At 61.6% G+C, this 12520-nt stretch carries 11 protein-coding genes; 8 read left to right on the top strand and 3 right to left on the bottom strand.

What is annotated here, in order from left to right; translation table 11 throughout:
• The first annotated feature begins 1 nt into the window (after position 1).
• The 4 genes from fmt to AC07OP_RS09490 are packed head-to-tail and all read left to right on the top strand — an operon-like array spanning position 2 to position 3988.
• Positions 2–955: a methionyl-tRNA formyltransferase gene (fmt, locus tag AC07OP_RS09475; RefSeq protein ID WP_495100761.1), complete on the top strand. Its 954-nt coding sequence runs from the start codon at positions 2–4 to the stop codon at positions 953–955.
• Positions 952–2262 (top strand): 16S rRNA (cytosine(967)-C(5))-methyltransferase RsmB, encoded by a 1311-nt coding sequence (gene rsmB, locus AC07OP_RS09480; protein WP_495100762.1) that lies wholly within the window; start codon positions 952–954, stop codon positions 2260–2262. Before fmt ends, rsmB begins: the two co-directional genes overlap by 4 nt.
• Before the next feature lie 22 nt (positions 2263–2284).
• The gene (gene trkA, locus AC07OP_RS09485; RefSeq protein ID WP_027608153.1) at positions 2285–3658 is read left to right on the top strand and encodes a Trk system potassium transporter TrkA; all 1374 of its coding nucleotides are present in this window, start codon (positions 2285–2287) and stop codon (positions 3656–3658) included.
• 18 nt (positions 3659–3676) lie between these two features.
• Positions 3677–3988, top strand: coding sequence for a tetratricopeptide repeat protein (locus tag AC07OP_RS09490; RefSeq protein ID WP_092488126.1), 312 nt, complete (start codon positions 3677–3679; stop codon positions 3986–3988).
• A 55-nt stretch (positions 3989–4043) separates the two neighbouring features.
• On the opposite strand, the gene AC07OP_RS09495 is transcribed toward AC07OP_RS09490, so the two are convergent.
• Positions 4044–4931 (bottom strand): lysophospholipid acyltransferase, encoded by an 888-nt coding sequence (locus tag AC07OP_RS09495; RefSeq protein WP_092488127.1) that lies wholly within the window; start codon positions 4929–4931, stop codon positions 4044–4046.
• Between the two features lie 40 nt (positions 4932–4971).
• Entirely contained in the window at positions 4972–5529 is a 558-nt protein-coding gene (locus tag AC07OP_RS09500; protein ID WP_495100763.1) for a DNA-3-methyladenine glycosylase I, read from the bottom strand.
• An 81-nt stretch (positions 5530–5610) separates the two neighbouring features.
• Between AC07OP_RS09500 and glyQ the strand changes: the two genes are divergently transcribed.
• From glyQ to AC07OP_RS09520, 4 genes are all read left to right on the top strand, one after another.
• The gene (gene glyQ, locus AC07OP_RS09505; protein WP_003187265.1) at positions 5611–6564 is read left to right on the top strand and encodes a glycine--tRNA ligase subunit alpha; all 954 of its coding nucleotides are present in this window, start codon (positions 5611–5613) and stop codon (positions 6562–6564) included.
• A complete protein-coding gene (glyS, locus tag AC07OP_RS09510) occupies positions 6561–8615 on the top strand; it encodes a glycine--tRNA ligase subunit beta (protein WP_065926815.1) in 2055 nt (684 codons plus the stop codon). Before glyQ ends, glyS begins: the two co-directional genes overlap by 4 nt.
• A 2-nt stretch (positions 8616–8617) precedes the next feature.
• Positions 8618–9154 (top strand): D-glycero-beta-D-manno-heptose 1,7-bisphosphate 7-phosphatase, encoded by a 537-nt coding sequence (gene gmhB, locus AC07OP_RS09515; protein WP_166655292.1) that lies wholly within the window; start codon positions 8618–8620, stop codon positions 9152–9154.
• A gap of 82 nt (positions 9155–9236) precedes the next feature.
• Positions 9237–10007 (top strand): lysophospholipid acyltransferase family protein, encoded by a 771-nt coding sequence (locus AC07OP_RS09520; protein WP_027608159.1) that lies wholly within the window; start codon positions 9237–9239, stop codon positions 10005–10007.
• Between the two features lie 180 nt (positions 10008–10187).
• Here the strand turns inward: AC07OP_RS09520 and AC07OP_RS09525 are convergent, their stop codons facing one another.
• On the bottom strand, positions 10188–12470 hold the full coding sequence (locus AC07OP_RS09525) for a CHASE2 domain-containing protein (RefSeq protein WP_495100764.1): 2283 nt from the start codon (positions 12468–12470) through the stop codon (positions 10188–10190).
• Positions 12471–12520: the final 50 nt, after the last annotated feature.

The following is a 12520-nucleotide window of genomic DNA, read 5'->3' on the forward strand; positions in this document are numbered from 1 at the left end:
CATGACCGAGCCATTGCGCATTGTTTTTGCCGGCACGCCTGAATTTGCCGCCGAACACCTCAAGGCCCTGCTTGCCAGCCCTTATGACATCGTCGCGGTGTACACCCAGCCGGATCGCCCGGCCGGTCGCGGGCAAAAACTGATGCCGAGCCCGGTCAAGCAGTTGGCGCTTGAGCACAACATTCCCGTGCTGCAACCGCCGACCCTGCGCAACGCCGAGGCCCAGGCTGAACTGGCGGCGCTGCAACCGGACTTGCTGGTGGTGGTGGCCTACGGTTTGATCCTGCCCCAGGTCGTGCTGGATATTCCACGCCTGGGCTGTATCAACAGCCACGCCTCACTGCTGCCACGCTGGCGCGGTGCGGCGCCGATCCAACGTGCCGTGGAGGCCGGCGACAGCGAAAGCGGCGTGACCGTGATGCGCATGGAGGCGGGTTTGGACACCGGCCCGATGCTGCTCAAGGTCACTACCCCGATCACGGCCCAAGACACCGGTGGCAGCCTGCACGACCGCCTCGCCGAGATGGGCCCGCCCGCCGTGATCCAGGCTATTGCCGGTCTCGCTGCCGGAACCTTGCAAGGTGAGGTGCAGGACGACAGCCTGGCCACCTACGCCCACAAGCTGAACAAGGACGAAGCCCGCATCGACTGGAGCCGCCCGGCTGTGGAGCTGGAACGCCTGGTGCGTGCCTTCAACCCGTGGCCGATCTGCCACAGCACCCTCAATGGCGAAGCCTTGAAAGTGTTGGCCGCGACCTTGGCCGACGGCAAAGGCACACCCGGTGAAATCATCGGCGCCAGCAAGGAGGGGCTGCTGGTCGCTTGCGGCGAACAGGCGCTGTGCCTGACCCGTCTGCAATTGCCCGGTGGCAAGGCGCTTAATTTCAGCGATTTGTACAACAGTCGCCGTGAGAAATTTTCCCTGGGCACGATCCTCGGGGTGGCAGCCCAATGAACCCGCGTCTGGCCGCCGCCAAGGCCCTGGCCGCCGTACTCAACGGCAAGGCTTCGCTGAACAGTTCACTGCCCACGCAGTTGGACAAGGTTGAAGACCGCGATCGTGGTTTCACCCAGGACCTGGCCTTCGGCACCGCCCGCTGGCAACCACGGTTGTCGGCGCTGGCAGCCAAGCTGCTGCAAAAACCGTTCAAGGCGGCCGATGCTGATGTCGAGGCGCTGCTGCTGGTCGGTCTCTATCAATTGCTCTACACCCGCGTGCCGGCCCACGCCGCCATCGGTGAAACCGTCGGTTGCGCCGACAAGCTGAAAAAGCCCTGGGCCAAGGCCCTGCTCAACGCGGTACTGCGCCGCGCCCAGCGCGAAAGCGAAGGGCTGCTGGCCGAGTTGGAACATGACCCGGTGGTGCGCACCGCTCACCCGCGCTGGCTGCAAAAGTCCCTGAAGGCCTTCTGGCCCGAGCAATGGGAAACCATTTGCGCGGCCAACAACGCGCACCCGCCGATGATCCTGCGGGTCAATCGCCGCCATCACCGCCGTGATGCGTACCTGCACTTGCTGACGAACGCAGGGATCAACGCCACGCCATGCGTGTACAGCAACGACGGCATCGTGCTGGAAGCGGCCACCGACGTGCGCAGCCTGCCGGGCTTCGCCGAAGGCTGGATCAGTGTGCAGGACGAGGCCGCGCAACTGGCCGCCGACCTGCTCGACCTGGCTCCCGGTCAGCGTGTACTGGACGCCTGCTGTGCTCCGGGCGGTAAGACCTGTCACATCCTCGAAGTCGAAAAGGACCTGGCCGGTGTAGTGGCGGTCGATCTGGAAGCCAAGCGCCTGGTGCGTGTACGGGAGAACCTCGCGCGCCTGGGCCTCAGCGCCGAGCTGATCGCTGCCGACGGCCGCGACACCGCCACCTGGTGGGACGGCAAACCGTTCCAACGCATCCTGCTTGACGCGCCGTGTTCCGCCACCGGTGTGATCCGCCGTCACCCGGACATCAAGCTCACCCGCCAACCCGACGACATCACCGCCCTTGCGGTGCTGCAAGGCGAACTGCTCGACGCACTGTGGCCGACCCTCGAAGTCGGCGGCATCCTGCTCTACGCCACCTGCTCCACCTTGCCCACCGAAAACACCGAGGTGATCGAAGCCTTTCTCGCCCGCACCAGCGGCGCGCGGGAACTGGACCTCGCCACGGCCGCCGGTATCAAGCAGCCCCATGGCCGCCAGTTACTCGCGCAGGAAGGCGGGCATGATGGTTTCTACTACGCCAAACTGATCAAGATCGCCGCCGCGCGCGGCTGAACGGGTTTAAGGGAGTGACCGGATGAAAATCATCATCCTTGGAGCAGGGCAGGTTGGCGGCACACTGGCGGAACATTTGGCCAGTGAAGCCAATGACATCACCGTGGTCGACACCGATGCCGAGCGCCTGCGCAACCTGGGCGACCGCCTGGATATCCGCACCGTACAAGGCCGGGCGTCGTTTCCTACCGTGCTGCGTCAGGCGGGTGCCGACGATGCCGACATGCTGGTCGCGGTCACCAACAGCGACGAGACCAATATGGTCGCCTGCCAGGTCGCCCACACCCTGTTCCACACCCCGACCAAGATCGCCCGGGTGCGTGAAGCCGCCTACCTGACCCGCGCCGGCCTGTTCGACAACGACGCTATCCCCGTGGACGTGCTGATCAGCCCGGAACAGGTCGTCACCCACTACATCAAGCGCCTGATCGAAATCCCCGGCGCCTTGCAGGTGATCGACTTCGCCGGCGGCAAGGCGCAATTGGTGGCGGTGAAGGCCTACTACGGTGGGCCGCTGGTGGGTCAGCAGTTGCGTCAACTGCGTGAACACATGCCGAATGTGGAAACCCGCGTAGCCGCGATTTTCCGACGTGACCGGCCGATCCTGCCCCAGGGCGATACGGTGATCGAGGCCGATGACGAAGTATTCTTCATCGCTGCCAAAGCGAATATTCGTGCCGTCATGAGTGAAATGCGTCGGCTCGATGAGAGCTACAAACGCATCGTCATCGCCGGCGGCGGGCAGATTGGCGAGCGCCTGGCCGAAGCGATCGAGAGTCGCTACCAGGTGAAAATCATCGAGATGAGCCCGGCACGCTGCCGGCATTTGTCCGACACCCTGGACAGCACGGTCGTACTGCAAGGCAGTGCCTCGGACCGCGACCTGCTGATGGAAGAAAACATCGCCGATGCGGATATTTTCCTGGCCCTGACCAACGATGACGAGGCCAACATCATGTCGTCGCTGCTGGCCAAGCGGCTGGGGGCCAAGAAGGTCATGACCATCATCAACAACCCGGCCTACGTCGACCTGATCCAGGGCGGCGACATCGACATCGCCATCAGCCCGCAGTTGGCCACCATCGGCACCTTGCTTGCCCACGTGCGCCGTGGCGATATCGTCAGCGTGCACTCCCTGCGCCGGGGCGCGGCGGAGGCCATCGAAGCGATTGCCCACGGTGATTCGAAGTCGAGCAAAGTGATCGGCAAGGCCATCCGCGATATAGGCCTGCCGCCGGGCACCACCATTGGCGCAATCATTCGTGATGAGGAAGTGATCATCGCCCACGACGACACGGTGATCGCCACGGGTGACCACGTGATCCTGTTCCTGGTGGATAAAAAACATATCCGCGATGTGGAGAAGTTGTTCCACGTGGGATTGAGCTTTTTCTGATCAACCGGAGTGACCGACATGCTCGAATCCCTGGAAAAAATGCTCGCCAAGGGTGTGGATAATTCCCTGCTGCGCTTTGGGCTGGGCAAGGGTTATCTGGACCTGAAGGACAATGCCAAGGCGGCGGAGCATTTGCACAAATGCGTCGAGTTCGATCCGAAGTATTCGGCGGCGTGGAAGTTGTTGGGCAAGGCGCAGCTGGGGCAGGGTGATAACGCCGCGGCGCGACAGGCGTGGGAGAAGGGCATCGAAGCGGCCCAGGCCCATGGCGACAAGCAGGCCGAGAAAGAGATGACGGTGTTCCTGAAGAAACTCGAGCGCCAGGCCTGAGCAGATCAAAAATGTGGGAGGGGAAAGCTCCCTCCCACATTTGGTCAGCAGTGGGTCAGTACCACCGTTCTTCACCCGGCGGGCGTTTCTTGAAGCGCTTCATGCTCCACATGTACTGGCTCGGGTAGGCGCCGACATAACGCTCCACGACCTTGCTCATCGCCGCGCAGGACGTGGCGGTGTCGGTGCTGTACATGTCTTCGGGCGCCGCTTCCAGGATCACTTTGTAGCCCGAACCGTCCGGCAGCCGCAGCGCATGCAGGAACACCCCCACGGCCTTGTGGCCGGCGAGCATGTTCGGCACGAACTTGCTGGTGAGCGCCTGGGTGGCGAAGAACGGCACGAAGATCCCTGCGGACTCGGCCGGCTCCGGGTCGGCCGGAATACCCACCTGGCCGCCTTTGCGCACTTCCTTGATCACACTGAGGATGCCTTCCTTGGTGGACGCCGCCACGCGGTTACCCAGTTGTACGCGCTGCTTGCGCAGCAACTCGTCCACCGCCTTGAGCTTGGGCGGGCGGTAAAAAATGATCGGTTTGCACTGGCTGCAATAGAAGTGGTTCAACACCTCCCAGTTGCCCAGGTGGCTGGTGATGCCGACCACGCCTTTGCCCGACGCCAGGGCGTCGTGCAGCACTTCCAGGCCTTCGACTTCGCGCACCAGGTCGATGGAGCGCTGGGCCGGCCAGATCCAGGCGCAGGCGCTTTCGGTCAGGGACTTGCCGATGTCCTTCAGGCTCTGGCCAACCAGGCGCTCGCGCGCGGCGGGGTCCATGTCCGGGAAGCATTTAGAGAGGTTGATCCGCACCGTGTCACGGGAGCGGTTGGGGGTTTTCCACATGATCCAGCCGATGGCCGTGCCGACCGCTTGAACCGCGCGCCAGGGCAATAGGGCAAACAACCGAAGAGCGCCTACCAGCAAGGCGCCTTTAAACTTTTCCACAGGTCACTCCTGATCGTGTGTGGTGCGCAAAGCCGCCATTCTAACCGGCGTTGGCCAAGTCCGCGTAACGGTCGCAGTCCTGGGTATGGTCCATGACCATGCCCGAGGCCTGCATGAACGCGTAACAGATGGTCGGGCCGACAAAGGTGAAACCGGCTTTCTTGAGTGCTTTGCTCATGGCTTCAGCCTCCGGCGTAATCGCCGGCACCTCGCTGCGGTCCTTGAAATGGTTGACCTTGGGAACGCCGCCGACAAACGACCAGAGCCACCCCACCGGATCTTCAAGCGCCAGCCAGGCTGCGGCGTTGCGCCGGGTGGCATTGAGCTTGAGGCGGTTACGCACAATGCCAGGGTCAAGCATCAGCGCTTCGATCTCGGCATCGGTCAGCTGTGCCAGACGCAGGGCATCAAAACCAAACAAGACCTTTCGATAATGCTCGCGTTTGCGTAAAACGGTGATCCAGGACAGGCCCGCCTGGAACCCTTCGAGCAAAAGCAACTCGAACAAACCCTGCGCATCGCGCAGCGGCGTTCCCCACTCCTGATCGTGATAAGCCATGTACAGCGGATCTTCAGAACACCAAAAGCAGCGTGGCATAAGGCTCCAGGGGATGGTGGCGCGGCCGAATCGGGTATACTCCCGCTCTTTAAATCGCAGCCCAAGTAACAGGTGAATTTCGTGAGCCAGCCTACGCCAGCCGTGCGTACCTTCCAAGACTTGATCCTCGCCCTCCAGCAATACTGGGCCGAGCAAGGTTGTGTGGTACTTCAGCCCTACGATATGGAAGTAGGCGCCGGCACTTTCCACACCGCTACATTCCTGCGGGCCATCGGCCCGGAAACCTGGAACGCCGCTTATGTGCAGCCCAGTCGTCGCCCGACTGACGGCCGCTACGGCGAAAACCCGAACCGTCTGCAGCACTACTATCAGTTCCAGGTAGTCCTGAAGCCGAACCCGGACAACTTCCAGGAACTGTACCTGGGCTCGCTCAAGCACGTGGGCCTCGACCCGCTGGTGCACGACATCCGTTTCGTCGAAGACAACTGGGAGTCGCCCACCCTCGGCGCCTGGGGCCTGGGCTGGGAAGTCTGGCTCAATGGCATGGAAGTCACCCAGTTCACCTACTTCCAGCAGGCCGGTGGCATCGAGTGCTACCCGGTAACCGGTGAGATCACCTACGGGCTCGAGCGCCTGGCCATGTACCTGCAGGGCGTGGATTCGGTCTACGACCTGGTGTGGGCTGACGGCCCGTTCGGCAAAGTGACCTATGGCGACGTGTTCCACCAGAACGAAGTGGAGCAATCGACCTACAACTTCGAACACGCCAACGTCGACAAGCTGTTCGAACTGTTCGACTTCTATGAAAGCGAAGCCAAGCGCCTGATCGAACTCGACCAGCCGCTGCCGTTGCCGAGCTATGAAATGGTGTTGAAGGCCTCCCATACCTTCAACCTGCTGGACGCCCGTCGTGCCATCTCGGTAACCGCGCGCCAGCAATACATCCTGCGTGTACGCACCCTGGCGCGTTCCGTCGCCCAAGCCTACCTGCTGGCTCGCGCCAAGCTGGGCTTCCCGATGGCCACCCCGGACCTGCGTGATGAAGTGTTGGCTAAGCTGGAGGCTGCACAATGAGTGCTCAAGATTTCCTGGTTGAACTGGGCACCGAAGAGCTGCCACCCAAGGCACTCAATACCCTGGCCGATGCGTTCCTGGCCGGTATCGAAAAAGGCCTGCAGAGCGCCGGCCTGAAGTTTGAAGCGAAAAAAGTCTACGCCGCACCGCGCCGCCTGGCCGTGTTGCTGACCGCGCTGGAAACCCAGCAGCCGGACCGCAGCATCAACCTCGACGGCCCACCACGCCAGGCGGCTTTCGACGCCGAAGGCAACCCGACCCAAGCCGCACTGGGCTTCGCCAAGAAGTGTGGCGTGGAGCTGAGCGAGATTGATCAGAGCGGCCCGAAACTGCGTTTCAGCCAGGTCATCACAGGCAAGCCCACCGCCAGCCTGTTGCCGACCATCGTCGAAGACTCCCTGAACGACCTGCCGATTCCCAAGCGCATGCGCTGGGGCGCGCGCAAGGAAGAGTTCGTGCGCCCGACCCAGTGGCTGGTGATGCTGCTCGGTGACCAGGTCATCGATTGCACCCTCCTCGCCCAGAAAGCTGGCCGTGATTCCCGTGGCCATCGCTTCCACCATCCACAAGCGGTGCGCATCACTTCGCCGGCTAACTATGCCGCCGATCTGCGTGCTGCCTACGTGCTGGCCGATGCCAACGAGCGTCGCGAGCTGATCAGCAAACGCACCGAAGAACTCGCCCGCCTGCAGGAAGGCACCGCCATCGTGCCGCCAAGCCTGCTCGACGAAGTGACCGCGCTGGTTGAATGGCCGGTGCCGCTGGTGTGCTCGTTCGAAGAACGTTTCCTCGATGTGCCGCAGGAAGCGCTGATCACCACCATGCAGGACAACCAGAAGTATTTCTGCCTGCTGGACGTGGACGGCAAGTTGCTGCCGCGCTTTATCACCGTGGCCAACATCGAAAGCAAGGACCCGCAGCAGATCATCGCCGGTAACGAGAAAGTCGTGCGTCCGCGCCTGACTGACGCCGAGTTCTTCTTCAAGCAAGACAAGAAGCAGAAGCTGGAAGACTTCAACCTGCGCCTGCAGAACGTGGTGTTCCAGGAAAAACTTGGCAGCGTCTACGACAAGGCCGTGCGCGTTTCCAAGCTGGCGGCCTACATTGCCCCACGCATCGGCGGTGATGCCGCCTGGGCTGCGCGTGCAGGCTTGCTGTCCAAGTGCGACCTGGCCACCGAAATGGTCGGCGAGTTCCCGGAGATGCAGGGCGTTGCCGGTTACTACTACGCCCTCAACGATGGCGAGGCGGACGATGTCGCGCTGGCGCTGAACGAGCAGTACATGCCGCGTGGCGCCGGCGCCGAGCTGCCGACCACCCTGACCGGTGCGGCCGTGGCCATCGCCGACAAGCTGGATACCCTCGTCGGTATCTTCGGTATCGGCATGCTGCCTACCGGTAGCAAAGACCCGTATGCCCTGCGTCGCGCGGCCCTCGGCGTGCTGCGTATCCTGATCGACAAGAAACTCGACCTCGACCTGACCCAGGCCGTGGTGTTCGCGGTCGGCCAGTTCGGTGGCAAGGTCAAGCAAGCCGGCCTGGCCGAGCAAGTGCTGGAGTTCGTGTTCGACCGCCTGCGTGCGCGTTATGAAGACGAAGGCGTGGACGTTTCCGTCTACCTGTCGGTACGTGCCCTGCAACCGGGGTCGGCACTGGACTTCGATCAACGCGTACAAGCCGTACAGGCGTTCCGTAAGCTGCCGGAAGCCGACGCCCTGGCCGCTGTGAACAAGCGTGTGTCGAACCTGCTGGGCAAGGCCGAAGGCCTGGGCAACGCCGATGTCGACCCAGGCCTGTTCGCCGACGCCAAGGAGTTCTCGCTGAATTCTGCCATTGCCAAGGCAGAGAACGCGGTGAAGCCGCTGATCGCCGAACGCAATTACGCCGAAGCCCTGGCACGCCTGGCGACCTTGCGTGAGCCGGTGGATGCGTTCTTCGAAGCGGTGATGATCAATGCCGAAGATGCCGGCGTGCGGAAAAACCGCTACGCCATGCTGGCGCGTCTGCGTGGCCTGTTCGTCAACATCGCTGACATTTCGACACTGAGCTGACCATGTTGAAACTGCTGATTCTCGATCGGGACGGGGTGATCAACTACGACTCCGACGCTTACATCAAGTCGGTGGCGGAATGGATTCCACTGCCCGGTTCGATCGAGGCCATCGCGCAGTTGAGCAAAGCCGGCTGGACGGTGGCCATCGCCACCAACCAGTCCGGCATCGCCCGCGGCTATTACGACATCGCCACCCTGGACGCCATGCACACGCGCTTGCGCACGCTGGTGGCGGAGCAGGGCGGGGAAGTGGGGCTGGTGGTGTACTGCCCTCACGGGCCGGATGAGGGCTGCGATTGCCGCAAACCCAAGCCTGGCATGTTGAAAACCATTGCAGAACATTACAAGGTGCCCTTGGCTGGGATATGGTTCGTCGGGGACAGCCTCGGTGACCTGGAGGCGGCCAAAGCCGTCGACTCTCAGCCAGTTTTGGTAAAGACCGGGAAAGGCGAAAAGACCCAGGCGAAAAACCTGCCGGTAGGCACCTTGATTTTTGACGATCTGGCGGCGGTTGCCGCAGAACTTATCAACAACTAGCCGCCCTCGACTTCCTGGCCAAGGACTGTTCGGGAGTGCGCTTTTAACAGGCGGGCCATGTCCCGCAACGGTAAATGCCGCCATGTCGATTTTGCAGGCCATCAGAACCTTTTTCTTTTACCTGCTGCTGGGCACCAGTTCGTTTCTCTGGTGCACCCTGAGCTTTTTTATTGCGCCGTTCCTGCCGTTCAAGGCGCGCTATCGCTTTATCAACGTCTATTGGTGCCGCTGCGCGTTGTGGCTGACCAAGGCGTTCCTGAACATTCGTTTCGAGATCAAGGGCGCTGAAAACGTACCGGAGCAGCCGTGCGTGATTCTGTCGAACCACCAGAGCACCTGGGAGACCTTCTTCCTCTCGGCTTACTTCTCGCCGTTGAGCCAGGTGCTCAAGCGCGAGCTGCTGTACGTGCCGTTCTTCGGCTGGGCCATGGCCATGTTGCGCCCGATCGCCATCGACCGTGACAACCCCAAGGCGGCGCTCAAGCACGTCGCCAAGAAGGGCGATGAACTGCTCAAGGATGGCGTGTGGGTGCTGATCTTCCCGGAAGGTACGCGGGTACCCTTTGGGACAGTAGGCAAGTTCTCTCGCGGCGGTACCGCATTGGCAGTTAACGCCAACCTGCCGGTGCTGCCGATTGCGCATAACGCCGGCAAGTTCTGGCCGAAGGCGGGTTGGGCAAAACGCGCAGGCACCATCACTGTGGTGATAGGCGAGCCAATGTACGCAGAAGGGGAAGGCCCACGCGCCATTGCCGCGCTGAATGACCGTGCCCAGGCATGGAATGAAGCGCAGCAGCGGGCCATGGGTTCCCTACCGCCAGAGCCGATTGTGGTGGAGACGCCGGTGGTATGAGCATCTGTGGATAACCTGTGTACGCTTTGTTGGCGAATTGGCTTTTTTTGGTCCTAATAAGTTGATTTAGTTAGATATTTCCAAATCCATTAAAATCGCAAAAAACGTGCATAAGTTTTTTCCTTCATTAAAAAACCGGTCCTTGAGACCGGTTTTTTATGCACAGCGGAAAAGTACGTTTTAGCAGTCGTCCAGCAAGGGCAACTGCAGGCGGAAAGTGGTGCCTTTGCCCACGGTGCTTTCACACTCGATACGGCCCCCATGACGCTCCACCACCGCCTTGACCATGCTCAGTCCCAACCCCAGCCCTTCGCTGCCTTGGGCCGAGTCAAAGCGCTTGTACTGGCTGAACAGTTCAGGCAAATCCTCGGCGGCTATGCCTGGGCCCTGGTCGCTGATGCGGCATTCCAGCCAGCCTTGCGCGCTGCTGTGTCGCAGCCGGACAGTGGTACCGGACGGGGAATATTTGATCGCGTTCTCCAGCACATTGAACAATGCGCGGGTGAGCAGCGATTGATCGGCTGACACCATCCCTTCGTCGGCCTCGTCCAGATCGTGGACCAGGTGAATCCCCTTGAGCTGGGCGATCACGGCCACTTGATCAAAGGCATCCATTACCAACATGGCGAACAGCGTAGGCTCGAACTGGTAGCCATCGGCCTCAGCCCTCGCCAGTTGCACAAATGATTCGGTCAGGCTCAAGGCGCGGCGTACTTGTTGCTCTATCTGTGCAAATATCGGCGACTCACTGTCGTGCACATCCAACAGGGCGAGGATCGCCGAGTGGGGGGCGCGCAAGTCGTGGGAGAGGAAGCGCAGCATGGTTTCCCGATGCTGCTGGGCCTCGCGCTCCTTGCTCAGGTCGGTGAGGCTCAGCAGCCATCCCAGCGCGACATCCCCTTCGGCCGGCAGCAAGGGGGCAAGCTCCATGCGCAGGCTGCGTTGGTGGATATCACGAAACTCAACGAGTTCCAGTGTCGAGAGGGTAGGGCGTACGCCATTGTGCAGCGGCGGATAACCCAGGTCGGCCAGTTGCTCCAGAAGGTTATGGTTGATCAAGTCATTGCCGAACACTTCCCGGGCGATGCGGTTGGCCAACAGGACATTACCCTGGGTGTCTGTGATCAGTGTCGCCACCGGCAGGCATTCCAATCCATCAGCCATAAACCGTCGCGTGTCCCGCGTACGACTGACGGCTTGCTCCAAGGCAAAGATACGGCCCTGCAATACGTCACCCTTATTGGCGGGTGCACGGCGGCGCTCGGGCAAGACTTTGGGTTCGTTATCCAGGCGCGCCAATTCCCAGCCGAAGTAGGCCAGGATCACGCTGAGACGCCGCCAGTTCCAGATCAGGTAGCTGAGCAGCAAACCGATCAAGCAGGCCGCAGGCGACCACCAGTAGCCCAGGCGCAACAAGGCCGCTGAACCCACCAAGGCCATGCACATGCACCCCAGGGTCATCCAAAGCGCATAGCGTGGGCGGTAGAGCAGCAGGCCCAGCAACATCGCCACCAGGGACGTTGCGATCAGTGCGGCCAGCCAGCCGGGCAAGTCCACAATACTTCGATCTTGCAGCAAGCCATTGAGCACATTGGCCTGGATCTCCACACCCGCTGTGGTGCCAGCCATAGGAGAGAGCGGTGTGACAAAGCGATCGCCCATGCCCGACGCTGTCGCCCCCACCAGAATCAGACGGCCCCGCAACCGCTCAGGAGGGACCTCACCACGTAATACGCTGACATAAGACACGCTCGGGAAATGGGTGTCGGCAGCAATAAACGGGATACGGACCGCATGCTCCCGGTGCCAATCCTGGGTGATCGATGGCAGAGGTTCCCCGGGCATCTCGGCCGATTGCCCGCTCATCGCGAAAGCCAGCCACGCTAACTGAAGCGCCGTGGCACCGGCTGGCCCCTCGCGCATATACAGCCTGCGGACCACGCCATCGCTATCCGCCTCCACATTGATATGCCCGACACCCTTGGCACATTTGAGCAGCGACAGCATTTGTGCCCCAGACTGGCTGTAGCTGGCCGAATCGTCACGAGCCAAGGGCAACAATACGTTGCCGGCGTTGCACAGCGCGTCGGCCAGGCGCTTGTCATTGACCGGGTTACCGGGCTCGCTGAAGATCACATCAAACAGGATACCGGCCGGCTGCGCCGCGCTCAGGCGATCGATCAGGTCGGCGTGCACACTGCGCGGCCAGGGCCACTGGCCGAGTTTCTTCAGGCTAGGGTCATCGATGGTCACCAGTAGGATACGCGGGTCCACCGGCAGCGGTGCCAGACGACGAAGGCTGTCGTATAGCGGGTTGTTCAAGGCCAGGCCAGGACTCATCGAGAGGTAGGCAGTGATTGGCAACAGCAGCAAACCGATCCATAACCACTCACGTACCAGACCGTGGAACAGGCGCTGGGCATGGGTGGGTTGGCGCTTTTCGGCCTTTCCCCAGAGCATCATGGATCAACGCGCCTGAGTTGTTGGCGTGCGATAGAAGATGGCATAGACCC

This window comes from Pseudomonas sp. GW821-FHT09D08, assembly GCF_059416305.1.

What these genes read in the sequence shown, in the direction of transcription:
- AC07OP_RS09525 (WP_495100764.1), bottom strand. Translation starts at nt 12,470, where the DNA reads ATGATGCTCTGGGGAAAGGCCGAAAAGCGCCAACCCACCCATGCCCAG.
- fmt (WP_495100761.1), top strand. Translation starts at nt 2, where the DNA reads ATGACCGAGCCATTGCGCATTGTTTTTGCCGGCACGCCTGAATTTGCC.
- AC07OP_RS09500 (WP_495100763.1), bottom strand. Translation starts at nt 5,529, where the DNA reads ATGCCACGCTGCTTTTGGTGTTCTGAAGATCCGCTGTACATGGCTTAT.
- trkA (WP_027608153.1), top strand. Translation starts at nt 2,285, where the DNA reads ATGAAAATCATCATCCTTGGAGCAGGGCAGGTTGGCGGCACACTGGCG.
- gmhB (WP_166655292.1), top strand. Translation starts at nt 8,618, where the DNA reads ATGTTGAAACTGCTGATTCTCGATCGGGACGGGGTGATCAACTACGAC.
- AC07OP_RS09520 (WP_027608159.1), top strand. Translation starts at nt 9,237, where the DNA reads ATGTCGATTTTGCAGGCCATCAGAACCTTTTTCTTTTACCTGCTGCTG.
- AC07OP_RS09490 (WP_092488126.1), top strand. Translation starts at nt 3,677, where the DNA reads ATGCTCGAATCCCTGGAAAAAATGCTCGCCAAGGGTGTGGATAATTCC.
- glyS (WP_065926815.1), top strand. Translation starts at nt 6,561, where the DNA reads ATGAGTGCTCAAGATTTCCTGGTTGAACTGGGCACCGAAGAGCTGCCA.
- rsmB (WP_495100762.1), top strand. Translation starts at nt 952, where the DNA reads ATGAACCCGCGTCTGGCCGCCGCCAAGGCCCTGGCCGCCGTACTCAAC.